The sequence below is a fragment of the uncultured Chitinophaga sp. genome, assembly GCF_902168175.1.
Classification (GTDB): Bacteria; Bacteroidota; Bacteroidia; order Chitinophagales; family Chitinophagaceae; genus Chitinophaga.
In genome coordinates this window covers 152,609-173,310 of sequence record NZ_CABHOU010000092.1, presented here as the reverse complement: position 1 = coordinate 173,310, position 20,702 = coordinate 152,609, and the positions used below count along the sequence as shown (strand labels likewise).

General features: G+C 45.5%; 16 protein-coding genes and 1 tRNA gene. 7 read left to right on the top strand and 10 right to left on the bottom strand.

All coding sequences use genetic code 11. From position 1 onward, the window contains the following. The first annotated feature begins 33 nt into the window (after positions 1-33). Positions 34-1,386: an oxygen-independent coproporphyrinogen III oxidase gene (gene hemN / locus QZT80_RS20040; RefSeq protein ID WP_295126258.1), complete on the top strand. Its 1,353-nt coding sequence runs from the start codon at positions 34-36 to the stop codon at positions 1,384-1,386. Positions 1,387-1,388: 2 nt separating this feature from the next. Here the strand turns inward: hemN and QZT80_RS20035 are convergent, their stop codons facing one another. From QZT80_RS20035 to QZT80_RS20020, 4 genes are all read right to left on the bottom strand, one after another. Then, positions 1,389-1,919 (bottom strand): CopD family protein, encoded by a 531-nt coding sequence (locus QZT80_RS20035; RefSeq protein ID WP_295126255.1) that lies wholly within the window; start codon positions 1,917-1,919, stop codon positions 1,389-1,391. A 340-nt stretch (positions 1,920-2,259) separates the two neighbouring features. Beyond that, positions 2,260-3,339, bottom strand: a complete 1,080-nt coding sequence (locus tag QZT80_RS20030; RefSeq protein WP_295126252.1) for a winged helix DNA-binding domain-containing protein — start codon at positions 3,337-3,339, stop codon at positions 2,260-2,262. A gap of 204 nt (positions 3,340-3,543) precedes the next feature. Then, a complete protein-coding gene (locus QZT80_RS20025; protein ID WP_295126249.1) occupies positions 3,544-3,873 on the bottom strand; it encodes a hypothetical protein in 330 nt (109 codons plus the stop codon). 83 nt (positions 3,874-3,956) lie between these two features. Further along, the gene (locus tag QZT80_RS20020; protein ID WP_295126246.1) at positions 3,957-5,036 is read right to left on the bottom strand and encodes an aminotransferase class I/II-fold pyridoxal phosphate-dependent enzyme; all 1,080 of its coding nucleotides are present in this window, start codon (positions 5,034-5,036) and stop codon (positions 3,957-3,959) included. Positions 5,037-5,270: 234 nt separating this feature from the next. On the opposite strand from QZT80_RS20020, the gene QZT80_RS20015 reads away from it, so the two are divergent. Beyond that, positions 5,271-6,401 (top strand): RtcB family protein, encoded by a 1,131-nt coding sequence (locus QZT80_RS20015; protein ID WP_295126243.1) that lies wholly within the window; start codon positions 5,271-5,273, stop codon positions 6,399-6,401. A gap of 51 nt (positions 6,402-6,452) precedes the next feature. Here QZT80_RS20015 and QZT80_RS20010 read toward each other — a convergent pair whose 3' ends face one another. The 4 genes from QZT80_RS20010 to recQ all read right to left on the bottom strand — a co-directional run bounded on the left by QZT80_RS20010 (position 6,453) and on the right by recQ (position 10,612). Then, positions 6,453-7,325, bottom strand: coding sequence for a Fic family protein (locus tag QZT80_RS20010; RefSeq protein WP_295126240.1), 873 nt, complete (start codon positions 7,323-7,325; stop codon positions 6,453-6,455). A gap of 155 nt (positions 7,326-7,480) precedes the next feature. Further along, a tRNA-Phe gene (locus tag QZT80_RS20005) sits at positions 7,481-7,553 on the bottom strand. Between the two features lie 84 nt (positions 7,554-7,637). Continuing rightward, positions 7,638-8,399, bottom strand: coding sequence for a DUF3050 domain-containing protein (locus tag QZT80_RS20000; RefSeq protein ID WP_295126237.1), 762 nt, complete (start codon positions 8,397-8,399; stop codon positions 7,638-7,640). Between the two features lie 8 nt (positions 8,400-8,407). Further along, positions 8,408-10,612, bottom strand: coding sequence for a DNA helicase RecQ (gene recQ, locus QZT80_RS19995; RefSeq protein ID WP_295126234.1), 2,205 nt, complete (start codon positions 10,610-10,612; stop codon positions 8,408-8,410). 175 nt (positions 10,613-10,787) lie between these two features. On the opposite strand from recQ, the gene QZT80_RS19990 reads away from it, so the two are divergent. Next, positions 10,788-11,762: a KpsF/GutQ family sugar-phosphate isomerase gene (locus QZT80_RS19990; protein WP_295126231.1), complete on the top strand. Its 975-nt coding sequence runs from the start codon at positions 10,788-10,790 to the stop codon at positions 11,760-11,762. Between the two features lie 2 nt (positions 11,763-11,764). Continuing rightward, the gene (locus tag QZT80_RS19985) at positions 11,765-12,856 is read left to right on the top strand and encodes a mannose-1-phosphate guanylyltransferase (RefSeq protein ID WP_295126229.1); all 1,092 of its coding nucleotides are present in this window, start codon (positions 11,765-11,767) and stop codon (positions 12,854-12,856) included. Between the two features lie 79 nt (positions 12,857-12,935). Here the strand turns inward: QZT80_RS19985 and QZT80_RS19980 are convergent, their stop codons facing one another. Both QZT80_RS19980 and QZT80_RS19975 read right to left on the bottom strand, forming a co-directional pair. Continuing rightward, a complete protein-coding gene (locus QZT80_RS19980; RefSeq protein WP_295126226.1) occupies positions 12,936-13,622 on the bottom strand; it encodes a carbonic anhydrase family protein in 687 nt (228 codons plus the stop codon). Between the two features lie 14 nt (positions 13,623-13,636). Further along, positions 13,637-15,259 (bottom strand): SulP family inorganic anion transporter, encoded by a 1,623-nt coding sequence (locus QZT80_RS19975; RefSeq protein WP_295126223.1) that lies wholly within the window; start codon positions 15,257-15,259, stop codon positions 13,637-13,639. 872 nt (positions 15,260-16,131) lie between these two features. On the opposite strand from QZT80_RS19975, the gene QZT80_RS19970 reads away from it, so the two are divergent. From QZT80_RS19970 to feoB, 3 genes are all read left to right on the top strand, one after another. Continuing rightward, positions 16,132-16,473 carry a PadR family transcriptional regulator gene (locus tag QZT80_RS19970; protein ID WP_295126220.1) on the top strand — a complete coding sequence of 114 codons (342 nt, stop codon included), beginning with the start codon at positions 16,132-16,134 and terminating at the stop codon, positions 16,471-16,473. Between the two features lie 34 nt (positions 16,474-16,507). Further along, positions 16,508-18,370, top strand: coding sequence for a PspC domain-containing protein (locus tag QZT80_RS19965; RefSeq protein ID WP_295126217.1), 1,863 nt, complete (start codon positions 16,508-16,510; stop codon positions 18,368-18,370). A gap of 163 nt (positions 18,371-18,533) precedes the next feature. Then, entirely contained in the window at positions 18,534-20,699 is a 2,166-nt protein-coding gene (gene feoB, locus QZT80_RS19960; RefSeq protein WP_295126214.1) for a ferrous iron transport protein B, read from the top strand. The last annotated feature ends 3 nt before the right edge of the window (positions 20,700-20,702 follow it).

Sequence of the window (20,702 nt, the reverse complement as noted above, 5' to 3'; positions counted from 1 at the left end):
TGGTACTTTCGCAGAGTAATTAAACCACACCGTATGGACCAGCTTGTGAAGAAATACAATGTGCCCGTTCCCCGTTACACCAGTTATCCCACCGTACCTTTTTGGCATGAAACCCAACCCGGTGACTGGGAGCAACATTTGAACAAGCAGTTTTCGGGAAATGCTTTGAGAGAAGGGATTGCGCTATACATGCATCTTCCGTTTTGCGAAACACTTTGCACCTACTGTGGTTGTAATAAAAAAATCACCAAACGTCATTCCGTAGAACCGGAGTATATGGCGGCTTTACATAAGGAGTGGCAGTTATATAAATCCCGTTTTCCTACAATCCCATTACTGAAAGAGTTACATCTTGGTGGTGGTACTCCTACGTTCTTTTCTCCCGAACACCTTGCAGAAATTCTGGTTCCCATCCTTGCAGATGTGGATATTGATGAGGAAAAAGCTTTCAGTTTCGAAGGTCATCCATCTAATACCACGCCCGAACATTTGAGGACGTTGAAAACCCTTGGATTTACGAGAGTAAGTTACGGGGTGCAGGACAACGATCCCCGAGTACAGGAAGCGATTAACCGCATACAGCCCTGGAGTGATGTGGAAAAGGCCGTGGATGAAGCGCGAAAAGCCGGGTACACTTCTGTAAACATAGACCTGGTGTATGGTTTGCCTTTTCAAACTGCGGAAAGCATGGAGGAAACTGTGAATAAAGTACTGGAATTAAAGCCAGATAGAATTGCATTTTACAGTTATGCACATATACCGTGGAAATCTTGCTCACAGCGGCTTTACGACGAAAATGATCTTCCTTCCGCGGCATTAAAACTTGAATTATATAATATTGGCCGCCGATTATTTACCGCTGCCGGCTACGCCGATATTGGGATGGACCACTTCGCCCTGCCACACGATGATTTGTATCAAGCCTGGGAAAACGGTAAACTCCACCGCAACTTTATGGGTTATACCAATACAAAAACGAATATGCTGATCGGACTCGGTGTTTCCAGCATCAGCGATTCGGGGAGTGGTTATGTGCAAAATCACAAAGAGTTAAAGACTTATTATGAAGCCGTGGAAAAGGGAATACTCCCCGTTGTAAGAGGTTTTTACCTGGATAATATCGATAAATTTTTCCGCCGGCATATTCTTGATATTGCCTGCAACGGCAAAACCGAATTCCACGTGGAACACCAGCAGTTATACGAAAAGTATTCGCTGCCAGTACTCATGCAATTACAAGATGATGGACTGGTAACCGTTTCGTTGAACGGCGTGAATGTAACAGAAACCGGAAAAAGATTTATCCGCAATATTTGCAGGGCTTTTGACTTAAAAGTGTTGCAGGTGCAGGATGCGAAACCACAGATGTTCAGCAAAGCAATATAACCTTACTTTTTTTCACGCAATCGCTTATATATTTTAATAGCGAGCATGAGCAGGGCGGTAAACAGGATGAGTCCTACGAGCCCCCAAATCATGCTCGCTAAACTTTTTAATACCACCAGGAACACGATGGCGACCAGGAAAATAGTAGCCACTTCGTTCCAAACCCTTAACTGTATTGAATTGTAACGGAATATACCTTGTTGCTGCTGCTTGAAAATGGAGTGAAGCAGGAAGAAATAAACATATAGGAAAAGCACAAAACCAAGCTTTATCCACAGCCACATTGGAATAACGCCGTACAGGTACAACATCCATGGGCCGAATATGAGGGTGAGGATGGCGGATGGCCAGGTGATACCAAACCATAAACGCTTCATCATGATCTTATACTGCGTTTGCAAAATGCTGCGCTCAGGTTCGGGCTTATCGTTGGCTTCGGCATTGTACACGAAAAGACGTACGATGTAAAACAGTCCGGCGAACCAGGTAACGATAAAAATGATGTGCAGCGCTTTAACGTAGAAAATAAGCATACCCCGCAAAAGTACGATTTTCGGATAATGTGCCTAATTGATACTGATCATCTCTTAAAGGTTTCCTGCACTTTGGGATGTGTGAGTACCAGGAATGCAACGTAGCCAGTGAAAGAAACCTTAATGAAATAAAACAGAAGGTCCAGCAATATCATTTCAAGCGCCATAATATTTGGGTGTAAGTTTGAATAAACGGTGATTTAGCCAGTCTTTTTGCGAAGTATGGCCTTCACCTTTGGATGTGAAAGCAGTATATAACCAATAGAAAGTGCAATTGCACCTTTGAAAAGGATAACGTTCGGTATTGCCAGGCATGGCAGTAAGTTTTGGATCAATGAATCTAATATACAGAAATTTCGAGAGGAAGTTTTGAGTACTTTGCATAAGCTGCTGCTGCTTTTGTCACTGCTTTTTCCCGGGCCGGACTAAACTGATCAAAAGGAGTTACGTCGATTTGCAGTTTATTTTTCTTCATCGTTCTTTTCCACACACCTGCTACCTTTCCGTTTATAACCACTGTGGATGCGAACTGTCCGTTTTTAGTGCCGGCTATCTTTTGATAATGTTGCTGATCTACCACATGAAAGCGATTGGTGTAACCTAACATATATTCATCAAAACCCGGAAGGAGGTGTATACTCCCGCCAGTATTGGAAACAGTCGCCGTTAACGGAATCCAGTATTCTTCACCATCAATCGTTTCACGTGAAAAATCTGCTTTTACCAGTTCGAAAGCTTCGGTGGCAATCGTGGGTGTAAGACCGCTCCACCACGAAAAATCTTTGATAGTCGCCGGGGCATGACTGGTTAAATACCTGGAAGCGAGTGTGGCTAACGCTTCTTCCCGCTCAAGTGGTTTTGTGGCCGGAGCCCATTCGTCCAGCAAGGCGAAAGTAAATTCTTTACCACGGCGCGGGCCGAAACAAATGAGCTGGTCTATAGCAGCGCGGCCAAGGAAGTGACTGAGGCGGTGTTCGTCGATCGCCAGTTTTTTCTGTAACAGCGCCTCTCCCAGTTCATCGCGTGTCAATATATTCCCACCTTCCAGTTGGTTCGTGATTACTTTCAACCCTTTAACCAGCGTTTTTTCATCGAGCCCCAGTAGCTTATTGCTGGATTTAGCGTTTTGAAGAAGCCGGTCGCGCAGCAAACTTAACATCCAGCGAACATCTTTCGGGGAAACAAAATGTAAGGTATTTCGAAGCGCCCAGGTGCGGATCACCTGTTTTTTGGCAATCGCATCATCAATATCATCTTCGGTGGCCTGCGGTAAACGCAGGGCTATCGACCATTTAGCGCCTGCAAAATCCTGTGCCTGCATAGCACCCAGGGCATGCACAACATCGCCGGCAGCTGTAAAAGGCTGATGCGAAATAAGTTGTTGCTGCAGGCGGAGTTTCGTTAACTGTGCGTTTTTCATTCCATTCTAATTTACGTGGTAATCAATTTACTACAAAGTAAAACGGCCTGGCGACAGCCTTATGTCAGCAGTCCTGATAAAAAATTGTGGGAGATCATCTTCATTATTGCTATTGAGCCGCCGTTGCGTCGCACACTGAGGGGATAGGATCACGATTGGGCGTTTTTAAAAATAAAGCATGTCGTAAATCAATCGTGCCGGGTGTTATAACATCTGCCGTGTCGTTATCTGCCCCTGTCGGGCGTCTTTAGTATCTATCGGGCAGTCTTTAACGTCTGTTTTGTCGTCATCAGCCCCTGACGGATCGTTTTTGCCATTTGTCACGTCATCTTTGCCATCTGTCTTGTCGTTATCAGCCCGTGACGGGTAGTTTTTGGCATCTATTATGTCGTCTTTTCCATCTGTCAGGTAGTTTTTGACATTTGTCGTATCATCATCAATATCTGCCAGGATGTTTTTAACGGCTGTCCGGCTATTTTGGACATCCGTCAAGGCATTTTTGCCTTCTGGCGCGTCCGCCTTAACATCTGTCAAAGTATTTTCGCTATCTGCATTTAAGCAACCTTCTTAAATACAGGGAAAACCGCGCCTGTCTATATTAGATAGTTATCTACCAATTACACCAGTTGCTCCCTCCTAACCGTTTCGCCGATCAGCGCCAGCGCCGGCAATAAATCTGGAGACGACCACTCCGAACCCAGAGCAATCCGTACGCGGTGCCTGTTGTCTGTAAGCGAAAAATCAGCACCGTCCATTACATCTATATCGCGGCTGCGTAGAAAATCCGTGAACTGATAAGTATCGAGCTGCCCCAATGAAAGCCAAATGTGAAAACTGCCAGGGAAGAGGTTATAATCGAGCCCCGTGAAGATCGTATCGATTTTTAATTTTAAATCTTTTGCAATTCGCTGTTTTTCAAGCATCAGCAGTTGCAATTCACCACTTTCCATCAACCACCGGCCGAAATCGGCAAACAAACTACAGCCGCTGCTGGTAGTTAACCGGATCAGGTTTTCTAATCCCGGAAGCAAATTTTTCGGGTGTACGATGTAAGCCGATTTCAGAAAAGGATTAAAGGGTTTAGAAAGACTGTACACATGAATGGTGCGTTCGGGCAGCAGGTTCAGAAACGCTGGTGGTGGATTGTCGTGTAAAAAGCGATAGGCGTCATCTTCCAAAAGATAAACATCTTTAAAAGACTTTACGATCTCCGCGATTTTCAGGCGGCGTTCAAGCGGCATCACAAAACAAGAGGGATTATGAACAGTGGGCTGTATATACACCAACCGGCTTTTGCCAGTAGCCAGGTATTGCTCCAGCGCTTCCGGTATTATACCGTATTCATCACATTCGATCATCCCCAATTTATAACCAAAATGTTGTGCGCACATTTTAAAACCCGGAAAAGTATTGTTTTCTACCCCCACCTCCTGCTCCCGGCCTTTAAACAAAGACAAAATGCAGAACAAAGCACTGTTCGCGCTCGGAATCGTTACAACATCCGAGGTTTCAGAAATTCTACCAATATCACACTTCAGCCAGTTTAACACTGTTTCCGCATCGCGATTACTTACATAAAAACTGCTGGGCGTGCGAAGTAACTGGTACTTATCGGGAGCCGTAAAGCCTGCCGTATATTTTTCAAACACATCCATTTCCTGCGGAATGGAAGGATAGTTAACCCGGAGATTGAGCATGGGGGGGAAATTTAAACAGGGCAAATATAAAGACGGATTCCCGAAACACCTCCGGACAATTGATCAGTAAATTCCGGTTGGAAAGTATCAGGCAAAAACGCACTCATTTTGTTTCCGTCATGATTTTCCTACCTTTGCCCTACCGAAGATCCTTCGGCTGCTGACATCTCTGCACGGGCCAGATGTTCCTACCCCAGGCCCACGAACTAATCTTTTTTACAAAAATTAAGGAATATGTCCTCTATTGGATTTTATTGCGATGCATCCAGCATTGAGCAAAATGCTTTGGAGCAATTGCAACTTTATGTACAGCAGCCGTATGTAGATGCCGTTTGTGCGTTTACTGATATTCACTATTGCGCAGAAAAAGCGCTGCCGGTAGGTGTTGCCTTCGAAACCCAGGATTACTTTTACCCGCTTATTACCGGAAAAGATATCGGTTGCGGGGTGATGTACCTGAAAATCAACAAGACACATTGGCTAAAGCCGTTCAACAAACATGAACACTACCAGGCTTTTTACCTCGCCCATCAAAAAATGACAGATGATGGTTTAGGCGGTGGCAATCATTTTCTGTCAATTGAACAAGACAGCGAAGCCGTATACATCATTTGTCATACCGGCACCCGCGATCGCGGTATAGCCCTCTACCAGCACTTCCGCCAGCTTACGCGCGAGTTTTCGGTGGAGAATGGAAAAGATGTGGAGTATATCCACCGCGATTTTCTGCAACCCGAATTGTTGGAATATTATAACAACACGCTGCAATTCGGGTACAACAGGCGGAAGAGCTTTTGTGTAAAAACGCTACTGTTCCTGCAACAGGCGAATTACATCGCCTGCAACAAAAAAGATATTCCTAAAAACTATCTCGCGCAAAATTTTGCGGAGCTGGATAATGAGGGCGTGCTTTTTGGAACACCTTACGTGCTGGAAGATTCCATTCACAATCACCTGCGTTTCCATGGTAACAGTATCGTACACCGAAAGGGCAGCACCGAGCTGGAAATGGGAAAAACGGCCGTAATTCCATTGTCGATGTCGCGTGGAAGTTTATTGGTACAACCAGTTAACAAAACCGCAATGGGTGCCGCATTAAATTCCTGCGCTCACGGAGCTGGCCGAAAGTTATCTCGCTACAGTGCCATGAAACATTGGAAAACAGTACTACGCGAGAAGGAGCGGAAAGCTTACAAAGCACAGTTCTCCGAATTGTTAGACCGGTCGGGTAATTTCCCTTCCGGTTATATCCAGGAATTCGACTTTGCGTATAAGGAAGATGCGGATATTTTAAAGCATCAGCACTATCTCAGGAAGGTAACTCGGACTGAGGCGGTGGTAACTGTGAAGTATACAGAGATTTAGAAAGATGAATGCAGCTTATTGTTTTGGTGAGTTGCATTCATCTTTAATTGATTAATCGATCTGGTTTTCTTTGCTTATAAGGTTTACGATGACCTTTACTATCATTTCTTTTTCATCGGGTTTACTTTCCGCAATCATAAGTGTGATCGCTACCAGGGTACTATTGTTAATTCGCCTGCTGCCGTTTTGTTTATAGAGTATCGCGTTTTTATCCAGAAACCAAACGAACAGGAAAGCGGCAATTCGTTTATTACCATCTGAAAATGAATGATTTTTGACAATAAAATACAAGAGGATTGCCGCCTTTTCCTCAATACCAGCGTAAAGATACTCACCGTCAAAAGTTTGATAAATTGCTGCCAGCGAGCCCTTGAACGACTGATCTTTTTCATTCCCGAATAAGCTACTGCCGCCGAATTTTTCGCGAAGACTATCAATCGCACTCATCGCTTCTTGATAATTAACCAGGAAAAGCTCCGGCGACTTTGAATGAGGAGTTTTCAATACCTGGTGATCGTATTGATCCAGAATATCCAGCGCAAAGGCATAATCAGTCAGCACTTTTGAGATAGGTGCAGATTCGGCATTCTGTTGTTTACGCATATCTTCATCCAGCAAACGGGTCTTTAAAATATTATTGACCCAATTGCGAAACAAAAGAGCTCTTTTCGAGCGCAGCCGATAGGCAAGCGATATCACGATATCAAGGCTATAAAAAGTTTCAGGCTGCATTTGGATATGGTTAACAGCGACCAGCTCTTCCTCAACCAATATGTCCTGCAAATGCTTGGCGATAATATACTGATTCTCACCGAATAGAATGGTGAGATGTTCGGGATACATTCCAAGGACATTGTTCTGGGAGTAAATATTTACAAGCCCGCCTTGGGGAAGTTGGTAAGCCAGGATTTGTTTGGCTATCATACGGTATTTTTTAGGGTGATGCGATTACATCAAATTAAAAAGATGTTTAGAATGTGTCTGTATCAAACAGACTTCTTACCCGATCAGGAAACAATACCCACCAAAAACAAAAAAGGCCTTGAAGTTTTACCTTCAAAGCCTTCGTGTTTTTTTCGTGGTGTGAGCCGGGATCGAACCGGCGACACATGGATTTTCAGTCCATTGCTCTACCAACTGAGCTACCGCACCATTTTTGTTTGTATCCCTTTATGTTGTAAGGGATTGCAAAGGTAAGGATTAGTTTGAAACAACCAAAAAAACAGCACAAAAAGTTTAAACTTTTTCACCCAATACCCCGCTCCAAAGTTTAGAACGCCATTCCAAAGCAGCTATGGAAGCGGATGTGGCTTCGTTCCATTTTTCTTCGTCGTTACCGCAGAGTTCTTTTACCATTTCCAAGGCAAGCTGTCCGTGATGACCACCATCTACCTCAATATGTCTTTCCAGGTAGTAAGTAAAAATGCTGAGCGTACCGGGGAATTTCGCATCCAGGTCTTTTACCAGTTCATGAAACATATCCGGGATCAGGTCTTCCCTGCCGAAGGTAAAAACAGCCGCCATTACATGCGGTTTGCCGGATGCAATTACGCCGAAAGTAAATTCCAGGAAGCCCTTAACGGATCCCGGGAAATTACTTTCGGCGAGTATTGTATTTATCGGTTTGCCACTGGCCACCTGTTCCAGTAAATGAGTAACAGGTTTGGTGTTCGCGCCGGCCTGGTCCATTGCCCGCAAATAGAGTTCAAAGTGGCTGCAGTGATTGCCCTGCTCGTCCACATCACTCTCCTCTCCACCCACAATTTCATTGATCAGGTAGCGGGTATTTGCAGCACCTTTCGGCACCCAGGGAAGGGTTACGCAGGTAAGTTCTATTTGCAACGCTTTTAACAGCGACATGAAATCCCACACGGCATAAATGTGGTGCTGCATAAATAACTTAACATCCTCCAGCGACTGTAAGTCTTTGTATAATGGATGCGATACTACATGCTCCCTGGCGGGAGCGATAGCCTGTTGTAACCCTTCTATGTTCATTTTCCGTTCTAGTTTCCGTATACCACCAGGAATTTAATACGCATGAGTTTTAACTGCTCCAGCGAATAATTTCCTTCTGATAACTCTTCTTTTGCCAATGCGAGGCTCGATGTTTCGCAGCCTTTAAAGTACTCCAGTATTTCCTCCTGCGCGTAGTCGTCCAGCTCCTCGTCAATACAGTAGTCGAGATTTAACTTGGTGCCGCTGGCTACAATGGTTTCCATTTCGTCCAGCAGTTGCGAGTACGTTAGCTCTTTGTTTTTCGCGATGGTTTCCAGTGTCATCTTTTTATCGATGTTCTGAATAATGAATACTTTGAGGCCGCTTTTGTTCACAACGCTCTTCATTACGAAGTCGTCAGGCTTCACAATATCATTTTCCTCCACGAATTTAGAGATCACATCTACGAACTGTTTGCCGTAGCGGGTGGCCTTACCCTTGCTCACGCCCTGGATTTTTTCCAGTTCCTGGACGGTGGTTGGGTATTGGGTGGCCATATCTTCCAGCGATGTTTCGAGGAAGATAACGAATGGCGGCAGGTTCTTTTCTTTCGCTACTTTTTTGCGCAGCTCCTTCAGCATTTCGAACAGTACGGGGTCGGCAGATGCCTGAGCCTCGGCTGCCGAATCCTCGTCCTCGTCGCCACCACCCTCTTCGTCGAACTGGTGGTTAAGCGAAACCATGATTGAATAAGGCTTCTTCAGAAACTTCTTACCTTTTTCCTGGATCTTGAGCAGGCCATATTCTTCTATGTCCTTCTCTATCAATCCTTCCAGCATCATCTGGCGGAGCAGGGAGTTCCAGAAGTGGGCGTCGAATTCTTTGCCTTCGCCGAACACTTCCAGCTTATCGTGCTTAAAAGTAGAGATCTGCGGATTGGTTTTACCGGTAATGATGTTCACCACATATTCGCCGCCAAAACGCTCTTCGAGCGACTGGATGGCTTTGAGGGCGATTACCACACGGTTTTTTACCTCGATTTTTTCCTTCGGGCTACGACAGTTGTCGCAGTTACCACAGTTTTCCTTTTCCAGCGGTTCGCCAAAATAGTGGAGAATAACCTTACGGCGGCAAACGGAACTTTCGGCGTAGGCCACAGTTTCGTTAATCAGCTGGGCGCCCATTTCACGTTCGCTCAGCGGTTTGTCGCGCATCAGGTGCTCCAGTTTCTGTACGTCCTTGTGGGAGTAGAAGCAAACACAAATCCCTTCGAGCCCGTCGCGACCCGCGCGACCAGTTTCCTGGTAATAGTTTTCGAGGCTTTTAGGAATGTTGTAGTGGATAACGAAACGCACGTCAGGTTTATCGATACCCATACCAAAAGCGATGGTAGCCACAATCACCTCGCATTCTTCCAGCAGGAACATATCCTGGCGGGAGGCGCGGGTACCGGAGTCGAGGCCGGCGTGGTAGGCAACGGCTTTAATGCCATTAGCGACCAGCATGTCTGCCAGTTCTTCGGTGGTTTTGCGGTTAAGGGTATAAATAATACCGCTTTTGCCTTTGTGAGAGTGGATAAACTTAACGATGTCCTTAATCGTTTGGTCCTTTTTGCGCTTCTGGCGGATTTCATAGTACAGGTTAGGGCGGTTAAAGGAAGAAATGAAGATCTCCGGGGTGCGGAGAACCAGGTTCTTCACAATATCGCTCTGTACTTTGGGAGTAGCCGTGGCAGTAAGGGCGATAATCGGCAGATCTCCGTTGATCATGTCTATCATCTCTTTTAACCGACGGTACTCCGGCCTGAAGTCATGACCCCATTCAGAAATACAGTGAGCCTCGTCCACCGCAATGAACGAAATCTCCAGTTCCTTAAAGAAATCGATGTTTTCCTGCTTCGTAAGCGTTTCGGGCGCTACGTACAGCATTTTGGTCTTACCGGTGGTAAGATCACTTTTAACCTTTTTAATCTGGGCCTTAGTTAAGGTAGAATTCAGAAAATGCGCTACATTATCCTTGCTGCTGTACGAGCGGACCAGGTCTACCTGGTTCTTCATCAGCGCAATGAGCGGCGATACGATCAGGGCTACCCCTGGCAGCATAAGTGCTGGCAGTTGGTAACACAATGACTTTCCACCACCGGTAGGCATTATAACGAATGTATCTTTACCCGAAAGGATGCAATTAATAATTTTTTCCTGGTTCCCCTTGAAGGAATCAAAACCGAAATGTTCGTGTAATGCATCCAACAAACTTACCTTTGCAACAGCCATTACATATGAAGTTTTTAAAATAAAACGCGATTATATATCATTCCAGAACCTACAGATGAAAAAAAGGTAGAATGTGTTTTTTGGGGACACGAAATTACTTAAAAAACACCTCTTAGTCAAGAAATTTAATCGGTAGAGGGCATCAATAAAAAAGTGATAAATTTGCAACTGCCGTATGAAACAACAGATACCCGTTAATATAAAAGAAACGGCCGTAAGGACCATAGGACTGGAAGCCGCCGCCATAAGCAGTTTGGAGCAATATATCGACGACGACTTCGAGCAAGCCGTAGAGCTTATTGCACATTGTGAAGGCAGGGTTGTGATTACCGGCATTGGTAAAAGCGCCGCAATTGCCCAAAAAATAGTTGCTACGCTCAACTCTACAGGTACACCGGCAGCATTTATGCACGCAGCCGACGCCATTCATGGCGATCTGGGGATGGTCCGTGATAAAGACATTGTGTTGTGTATCAGCAAAAGCGGCGAATCGCCCGAAATAAAAGTACTGGTACCGCTGGTGAAAAACTTTGGTAATACTTTAATAGCGATGGTGGGTAAGAAAGATTCTTTTCTGGCGCGCTCGGCACAATTTGTGCTGAATACCAGCGTCGAACAGGAAGCCTGTCCCAACAACCTGGCTCCTACCTCCAGCACCACCGCTCAATTAGTAATGGGGGATGCACTGGCGGTTTGCCTGATAGAACTGAAAGGGTTTACTGCAGCCGACTTTGCCAAATTTCACCCCGGTGGTACCCTTGGTAAAAGATTATACCTTAAAGTGGAAGATCTGCGTAAATTGCACGAGCCACCAAAAGTGAACATCAACAGCTCTCTCCGGGAAGTAATTGTAGAGATATCTTCTAAAATGCTTGGCGTTACCGCAGTATTAGATGATAACGGGATGCTGCAGGGGATAATAACAGACGGCGATTTGCGCCGTATGCTCGAAAAAAACATTGAGACCAAAGGAATTACGGCCAGAGAAATTATGTCTGTGAACCCGAAAGCGATCCAGGAAGATGAATTGGCGGTTAATGCTTTGGAAATGATGAGATTATACGATATCACACAACTATTGGCCATGAGAGGTGACCAGTATGCTGGAATTATTCATTTACACGATTTAATAAGAGAAGGAATTATTTAGCGATGACACCCTTGAATAACCATTTCTACGTGGCCATTATGGCCGGAGGTATAGGTAGCCGTTTTTGGCCTTATAGCCGCACCGATTACCCCAAGCAGTTCCTGGACATGCTTAATACGGGAAAAACTTTATTGCAGTGGACGTACGAACGTTTCCTGCAGTTCATTCCTCCCCAGAATATTTATGTGGTTACCCACAACCAATATGTAAACACCGTGGCCGAGCAGTTGCCTGCCCTGCCTGTGGAAAACATCGTTGGCGAGCCTTCGCGTAAAAACACGGCTCCTTGCGTGGACTACATTTCCCACAAAATTCATAAGAAAGATCCTAAGGCGAGCATTATTTGTGCACCGGCAGACCATCTTATACTGGATCCAACATCTTTCACCAGCACTTGCCTTAACGCCCTGCAATTTGTACAAAAACACAGCGCACTGGTAACCCTGGGTATTAAACCTACCCGTCCCGACACGGGCTACGGTTACATCCAGTTCGAAACCCAGCAGGTAGCGGATAATGTTTACCAGGTTAAGACCTTCACCGAAAAGCCCAATCTGGAATTAGCCAGGACCTTCTTAAAAAGTGGCGACTTCCTCTGGAACGCGGGCATTTTCGTTTGGAATACCAAAAGCATCCTGGCGGCCTTTAAAAACCATCTTCCGGAAATGGATGAACTGTTTATCCAGGAAGAAGCCAGCCTTAACACGCCTGCTGAGAAGGAAGTAATCGAAAGGATTTACTCCCAGTGTACCAATATTTCTATCGACTACGGTATTATGGAGAAGGCCGACAATGTGTACGTAATTCCTTCCAACTTTGGCTGGAGCGATTTGGGTACGTGGGCTTCTGCTTACGAAAACCTGGATAAGGACGATCAGGGGAATGCGATACAAGGTAAAAATGTGATGCTGGTAGATGCGGCCAATTGTATGGTGAAAGCACCGAACGATAAACTGGTGCTGTTACAGGGGCTGGATGATTATATTGTGATTGATACGGCCGATGTATTGCTGGTGTGTAAGAAGGAAAATGAGCAGCAGATTAAAGAATATGTAGCAGAAGTAAAAAGACATAAAGGAGATAAATATCTATAAAAAGATAAACGTCTTAAAAGCAAAGCGGCGGAACATTACGTTCCGCCGTTTGTTTTTTATCGCCCTTTTAACTCGATAACTAAGCATTAACGGCAAAAGCTTCGGCTCTTCTTTCCGCCAGCGTGAGGCCACCATTTAAGGTGTCGTCCATCCAGCTTACTTCGCCGGTTTCTACATCGTACATAGCGCCGATGATGCCGATTTCACCATTCTTCACCATTTCGTCCAGGATAGAGCTTTGTTCCAGGATAGCCTGTACAGAACGTTCTACGTGAATATGCGAAACGGCGTCCACGAAAGCGGGGTTGTGCGAGTTACGCTCCGTTTTAATTGTTTGCTCCTGCAAAACAGCCGGGCGGATTTTGTTGAGCAGACCAGTAAGGTTGCCCATTTGAACGCCATCGCACGCGCCTTTGATAGCACCGCACTTAGTGTGACCCAGTACAACAATGAATTTAGAACCCGCAACTTTGGTAGCATATTCGAGGCTGCCCAATACGTTGTCGGAAATAACATTACCGGCCAGGCGGATGCTGAAAATGTCGCCCAGGCCCTGGTCAAAAATAAGTTCCGCAGAGGTGCGGCTGTCCATACAGCTAACAATTGCAGCCATTGGCCATTGACCATCGCGGGTATCGTTTACCTGAGCCAGCAGGTTACGGTTAATGCGCAGGTTGCCCACAAAACGTTGGTTACCTTCTTTAAGAAACTGTAATGTGGTTGCTGGAGTAAGTCCTGCCTGTGATACTTTATCGTGCGTTCTCATGTTCAAATTATTTATTAGTTAAACTGTAATTCTTTAAGTAATTCTTTGTGCGTTCCGTTTGTGATCACCCCTACCGGCTTCTCTTTTGCATTTTCCAGGAAAAGGTGGTCAGTGTTGGAAATTTTATAAGCTTCTTTAAAACCCTTCAAAACAACCTTGATCTTATTCTGTGGCGCTTTGATCTGCGAAAACTCACGGATGATGTCGAGTACGTCCTGATCTATATACGCTGTTTTGCTTGCATCGATTTCTACGGTCGATTCTGCAGGCAGGCGGTCGAGCGTAAGCATGATGTCGGCTTTGTTGAGGAAAGACACTTCCTGAGCAAGTTCCAGGCGGATGAAATCGCCGGTGCGATACTTCTCCTTGGAAAACAGGTAAGGACTTTTCAGGTTACCACGCAGGATAGACAGTACGCTGGCTGCGAGACCAATTGCAACACCCACCAGCAGGTTTGTAGCGATAATGGCAACCACGGTTACCACGAAAGGAACCCATTGGTATTTGCCTTTAGCGAACATTTGCTTAAATACAGAAATCTTACAAAGCTTATAACCGGTTACCAGCAGTACAGCAGCCAGTGTGGCCAGTGGTATAAGATTAAGCAGGAAAGGAATGAGGGCGGCACAAACCAGCAGTAAAGCACCATGCGTGATGGAAGAGAGCCTTGTGCGGCCACCAGCGTTAATGTTGGCCGACGAGCGAACAATTACCGAAGTAATAGGCAAACCACCGATCATACCGCTGATCATGTTACCCACACCCTGAGCCACCAGTTCCCTGTTGGGAGCGGAGTGCCTTTTCAGCGGGTCGAGTTTATCCGTAGCCTCAACGTTCAGCAGCGTTTCAACGGAAGCAACAATAGCAATCGTGAAAGCTGTTATAAGAACTTTTGAATTGGTGATAGAACTGAAGTCGGGCGTTTTAAACTGGCCAATAAAGCTGTTAAAGTCGCTGGCAACTGGCAACGTTACCAGATGTTCTTTAGCAATGATAGCCAACGAAGAATCCGTAGCGATGAACAGCGCGTTCAGGCCCACGGCCGTTAAAACGGCAACCAGCGCAGATGGTACGGCTTTAACTACCGGTATTTTATTCCAGTAAAGAAGAATAAGGATGGAGATGACGGTGATAATCACCGCTCCGGGATGAACATTACCGATCATATCTGTAAGCGCCTGCACCGTGTATCCCTCATCAACATCCGCATTTTTATCGTACCCAAGGGCATGAGGAATTTGGGTGAGGATGATAGTGATACCAATGGCGGTAAGCATACCCGTAATTACATTGGATGGGAAGTAGCTGGCTACTGTACCCGCTTTTGCAAAACCTAAAGCCAGCTGAATGGCTCCTGCCAATACAACGGCCATCAGGAACAATTCGAACCTGCCCAGCGAAACAATCGCTGCAAGTACAATACTGGTCAGGCCTGCGGCCGGACCAGATACGCTCAGGTTAGAACCGCTAAGAGATCCGATAACGATACCGCCGACAATACCGGCGATCATACCAGAGAAAAGAGGTGCTCCTGAAGCCAGGGCAATGCCAAGGCATAAAGGAACGGCAATAAGGAATACTACGAGACCTGCGGACAGGTCTCCTTTCACATTCGAAAAGGGCGATGTCTTATTCATGGTTGTCGAGATTTGCCCAGACACATTAACTCCGTCGGCCCATCAATCGGCACCAGTCAGCAACATTATTGTAAAATAATAATGAAGCCACCATGCACGTGTCAGGACGTGGAAAAGCGTCTGCTAGTTGTTTATAAAAGTGTGAAAAGGTAATGCGCTCCAGGCTGGGGCGCTGTTGAGTTATATAAAATAGGTGTTCGGAGGAGGCGTGTGTATTTCCTTTACAGGACTTGTAGGGATATTCTCGAAAGATTGATAATGCGCAACACTTACAAAAATCGCGTGTTCGATATGCTCACTTAAATCGGAATTTCTTCCATAAAAGTCTTTAAGCAACTTAAACCCGCATTTGGATCCCGAGTTTTCCCCGGAACTGTCCACATGTTCTTCCACAATCTGGTTATTAAACAACAGCTTCCCTACTTCCTTGATAGGAAGCACCTGAATAGACATCAGGCAGAGAAATATGAAGCTTATAAACTTTTTCATTTGAAACACTGACTGTTGCAAAAATAGACCCCAGAGGTTATAATCAAACAAAATGCCGGGAAAAAAAATGTTAAATCGAAAACGTTTACAAAATCATGACTGGTATTTTCCACAAGTTATTCCCAAAACATTCATTTCGTCCCGGCAATACAACCGTTCGTCACTTTTCTTAAAAATGCGAAAAATTCGATTTTTCTTTGGAAAGTTGATGTGGGCGTGAGTCTCTTGTTTAAACAGGGTAATATCCTTAACCGATTATTTTGCTTTCTATGGTATTCGGTATTGCACAGTACTAAAATTCTTCCTACATTTGTGTTGTCAAGTTGATAATTCGAAAACAATTACTCGATAAGGCGAAAAAAACGACTTAAAGCTCACTTGCCATGAACATCGAAAATACACAATCACAAATGAGGAAGGGGGTGCTCGAATTCTGCATCCTGTCTATCATTAAGCAAGGCGAGGCTTATCCTTCAGACATTATTGAAAAGATGAAAGAGGCGAAGCTGGATATTCTTGAAGGTACCTTATACCCATTGCTCACCAGGCTCAAGAATGCGGAATTTCTAACCTACCGGTGGGTAGAAAGTAGTTCCGGCCCTCCCCGCAAGTACTTTTCAATGACTGAAAAAGGGGAAGCCTTTTATAAAGATCTTGAGAATACCTGGAACGAGCTGGCCAATGCGGTTCACCAGTTAACACAAAACACTCCTCCATCCGAATAATATAAGAGACCTAAAACCTAAATCACCGTTCGAAATGAAAAAGATTATCAACATAAACCTCTCCTCCCGCCTGATACCCATAGAGGACAGCGCCTACGAGATACTGCGACAGTATCTCGACAGCCTGAAGCGATACTTTTCGCAGGAAGAAGGTGCCGATGAGATTGTAAGCGATATAGAAAGCAGGATAGCAGAGATTTTCCAGGATAAACTGCGTAAGGGCGCACATTGTATTACCGATGTGGACGTTCTGGAGGTTAAAAGCTCCATGGGCACACCCGAGCAATTTGACGAAGATGCGAAAACTACTGCCGGCACAGAAAACGCGAAACAATCCCAGTTCGGCCCCGACCCCTACATGTTTGCCCGTCCGAGGAAACGTTTTTACCGAGACCCCGAAGGAAAAATCCTTGGTGGTGTGTGTGGTGGCCTGGGCGCGTATTTTAATATAGATCCGCTGGTATTCCGTATTGTGTTTGCACTGTTGGCCATTGGTGGCTTTGGTACCGGCATTGTAGTGTATTTCATCATTTGGATAGCTACACCGGAAGCACTTACTGCGGCAGAGAAACTGGAAATGCGTGGAGAAAGGGTGGATGTTAATAATATTAAGAACACGGTGCAGGAAGAAATGAACGCCTTTAAGCAAAGAATGGGAGGCGTTGGAGACGATATCAAAAATTTTTCTCAGGGCCGCGGAAAACAACTTGGTAACGATGCCGGTAACTTTATCAACAGCCTGTTTATAGGGTTACGTAACGTGCTGGTAGTATTAGCCAAGGGCTTCTTTATGTTCTTTGCAGTAGTGGTACTGCTGTTGCTCGTAATCGGACTGGTTATGGCAACCTTCTTTTCCACGGCCCTTTTCCCTAAAGACCTCATTCTCGCCGACGGTATACAGACCACCCTGTTTTGGCCTACGGTAGTGCTACTCATTGGTGTTCCCATTATTAGTATTGTCATTTTCCTGCTCAGGAAGATGAGCGGTGTTAAGCAGGCCAATAAATACGCAGGTATTACGCTTGGATTTTTGTGGGTGCTTGGAATCGTTTTTTGTATATGGCTGGTGTCTTCAGTGGTGAGCGATTTTCGTACCGGCCCGGTTAAAGGCAACAAGGAGGTGTTTTATCTGAAACAGCCATCTACTGGTAAACTGATACTGCGGGCTGAGGAGGATATGTTAGATATGGACGTAACTCACTTCTTTGACAGTAAGCTTCGGGTAGTAGATGATACGGCTATCATCAATAATATTAACCTGAGAATAATAAAAAGTGAAACAGCGGACTTCCAGGTAGAAATATTGAAAAGTTCAAAAGGCCGTACTGTAGCAGATGCCCGCCGCATGATCCAGCAACTTCATTTCCAGTTAAGGCAGGACGACTCTGTACTATACATCCCAAGCGGCTTCGCTATCCCTAGGTATGCAACATTCCGGGGTCAGGAAATACAGGTTACCATCAAGGTGCCCGTAGGTAAAAAGCTGGATATAGAAAGAGAAGTGCATGAACTGTTCGACTTCGACAGAACAAGATGGAGAGGCGAATGGTGGAATTGGGATGATTTTAACGACAACGACCATGTTGAGCTTAGGATGGAAAGCGATGGTTTCGATAACCTGAACCGTGAAGAGAAAAAGCAGGAAGAGCCGGCGCAGCCTAAGATAGATACCACCGTACCAGAAGCACCTGCGGCACCAGCGCCCAACGACGGCAGGTACCGCTACAAAAGGGAGCCGGCAAAAGCAGATACGACTGCCGCTCCCCGTACAACGGCGGTAACCAACACTCCGGTAGATAACAGCAACGACAGAGAAACGAAAGCCTCCTGGACAAGGGCCTCAATTAATGGTTTTTCTTTCCTGTTTAGCATGTACCGCGACTTAGCAAAGCAATAATTTGTCACAATAAGTTTAGTTTCGAAATGAAATGAAAACCGCGGTTTCTACCGTGGTTTTTTGCTTTTCAGGGCTCTTTTTACTCAAAAAGAAGCTTTCCTGACAATATGCTGCGTCGTTTTTTCCCGATCCGATCACCAGCCTCCCCATTTAATTCATAGTTTTGCGTATTCTAAAAATCTATGAGGAAAAGATAAGGATGCAGGTTCCAATTAAAATTGCGCTTGTTGGAAACCCCAACAGCGGTAAGAGTTCTCTATTTAACGCACTCACAGGGTTAAACCAGAAAGTCAGCAATTTTCCGGGAGTTACGGTCGATAAAAAAACCGGAACAGCTAAGATTTCTGAACAACTGACAGGTACTATTATTGACCTGCCCGGTACTTATAGCCTGTATCCAAAAAGTGCGGACGAGCTGGTAACTTATGATGTGCTCATAGACACCAATAGTGCAGATGCTCCTGATATCATCCTGATTATTGCGGATGCGTCCAACCTGAAACGTAACCTGCTCTTCTGCTCCCAGATCATAGATTTAAAGAAACCAGTGATCATCGGTCTTACGATGATGGACCTGGCCCGTAAGAAGGGTGTGGAAATAGATTTGATGGGTCTTGAGCGCGAACTGGGCGTGCCGGTGGTAGCCATCAATCCACGAAAGAACAAAGGTCTTCCGGAACTGAAGAAGAATATAGAACTTATAGCCCAGCAGAAATTTGGCATTCCCGCCCGCGATTTTATAGACAATAAAGGACTTGCCAATGAGGTGCTGGAAGACGTGCAAAAGGAAGTTCCCGGAATTAGTGATTACGCCGCCCTGCACATTGCCGCCAATAGCAGCGAGCTTGCGTTCCTCTCCCATCAGCAAAAACAAAACATTTCCACCAGCCTCCAGCAGCGGAAGTTTAATAAAACGAAAGTACAGGCCGATGAAATTATGCAGCGTTACGCCCGCATAAAACACATCATGAAAGTGGCTGTAGTGGAAAAAGACCCGCTGGAAACGCAACTGCAAACGGAGAAAATCGATAACCTTTTGCTGCACCGCTTCTGGGGATATTTCATTTTGCTGGTAGTAATGTTCCTGCTGTTCCAAAGCATTTTCCTGGTGGCCTCCTATCCCATGGACCTTATCGAAGCGGGTTTTGGAGCGATAAGCGGATGGCTTACCGACATTTTGCCTGATAATAAGATTACCGATATCTTGGTAAATGGCGTAGTGGCCGGCCTCGGCGGTGTTGCCGTATTCATCCCGCAAATCATGATCCTTTTTGGGCTCATCACCTTGCTGGAAGATACGGGCTACATGGCGCGCATTAGCTTTTTGACAGACAGGCTCATGCGACAGGTAGGCCTTAATGGCAAATCGGTAATGCCGCTGATTAGTGGCGTTGCCTGTGCTGTACCGGCAATAATGGCCGCCCGTAATATTGAAAACAGGAAAGAGCGTTTAATAACGATCATGGTAACGCCGCTGATGAGCTGCTCCGCCCGCCTTCCCATCTATACGATCATGATTGCACTGGTAATTCCGGACCGCAACGTGTTAGGCTTTTTAAGTCTGCCAGGTTTGGTGATGATGGGCCTTTACCTGCTCGGGTTTTTTATGGCCATTTTCATAGCTGCGATTATGAAGCTGATCATTAAAGCGAAAGAGAAGAGCTACTTTATTATGGAGTTGCCTGTATACAGAGCCCCCCGTTGGAAAAACGTGGGCACTACCATGATCGAAAAAGCAAAAATATTCGTAGTAGATGCCGGAAAGGTGATCCTGGTAATTTCTATTATTCTCTGGTTCCTCGCATCATATGGTCCGGGCGACAGAATGGCGCAGGTAACTGCGAAGTACGAGCAACTGCAAAAGCAAACAACGGACTCTGTAGAACTGGCTGATCTCGACAGGCAAATGGGATCGGAAAAATTGTCGAATTCCTACGCTGGTGTGCTGGGTCATGCGATAGAACCAGCAGTTAAACCGCTTGGGTTCGACTGGAAAATTGGTATTGCGCTAATCACATCGTTTGCCGCCCGTGAGGTGTTTGTGGGAACCATGGCCACTTTATACAGCGTGGGTGAAAATGAAGAAGACAACGACGCTACCCTCCGCGAAAAAATGTCGGCCGCGCGATGGACAGATGGCCGGCCGGTGTATACACTGGCAACGGGTATGTCGCTAATGATATTTTACGCCTTCGCTATGCAATGTATGAGTACCCTGGCGATCGTAAAACGCGAAACCAAATCCTGGAAATACCCGATTATCCAGTTTGTGTACATGACCATACTGGCTTACGTGAGTAGCCTGGCCGTGTACAATATTTTCTCCTGATCT

Coding starts and splice junctions, on each gene's coding strand:
- hemN (WP_295126258.1), top strand. CDS start 34: ATGGACCAGCTTGTGAAGAAATACAATGTGCCCGTTCCCCGTTACACC.
- QZT80_RS20035 (WP_295126255.1), bottom strand. CDS start 1,919: ATGCTTATTTTCTACGTTAAAGCGCTGCACATCATTTTTATCGTTACC.
- QZT80_RS20030 (WP_295126252.1), bottom strand. CDS start 3,339: ATGAAAAACGCACAGTTAACGAAACTCCGCCTGCAGCAACAACTTATT.
- QZT80_RS20020 (WP_295126246.1), bottom strand. CDS start 5,036: ATGCTCAATCTCCGGGTTAACTATCCTTCCATTCCGCAGGAAATGGAT.
- QZT80_RS20015 (WP_295126243.1), top strand. CDS start 5,271: ATGTCCTCTATTGGATTTTATTGCGATGCATCCAGCATTGAGCAAAAT.
- QZT80_RS20010 (WP_295126240.1), bottom strand. CDS start 7,325: ATGATAGCCAAACAAATCCTGGCTTACCAACTTCCCCAAGGCGGGCTT.
- QZT80_RS20000 (WP_295126237.1), bottom strand. CDS start 8,399: ATGAACATAGAAGGGTTACAACAGGCTATCGCTCCCGCCAGGGAGCAT.
- recQ (WP_295126234.1), bottom strand. CDS start 10,612: ATGGCTGTTGCAAAGGTAAGTTTGTTGGATGCATTACACGAACATTTC.
- QZT80_RS19990 (WP_295126231.1), top strand. CDS start 10,788: ATGAAACAACAGATACCCGTTAATATAAAAGAAACGGCCGTAAGGACC.
- QZT80_RS19985 (WP_295126229.1), top strand. CDS start 11,765: ATGACACCCTTGAATAACCATTTCTACGTGGCCATTATGGCCGGAGGT.
- QZT80_RS19980 (WP_295126226.1), bottom strand. CDS start 13,622: ATGAGAACGCACGATAAAGTATCACAGGCAGGACTTACTCCAGCAACC.
- QZT80_RS19975 (WP_295126223.1), bottom strand. CDS start 15,259: ATGAATAAGACATCGCCCTTTTCGAATGTGAAAGGAGACCTGTCCGCA.
- QZT80_RS19970 (WP_295126220.1), top strand. CDS start 16,132: ATGAACATCGAAAATACACAATCACAAATGAGGAAGGGGGTGCTCGAA.
- QZT80_RS19965 (WP_295126217.1), top strand. CDS start 16,508: ATGAAAAAGATTATCAACATAAACCTCTCCTCCCGCCTGATACCCATA.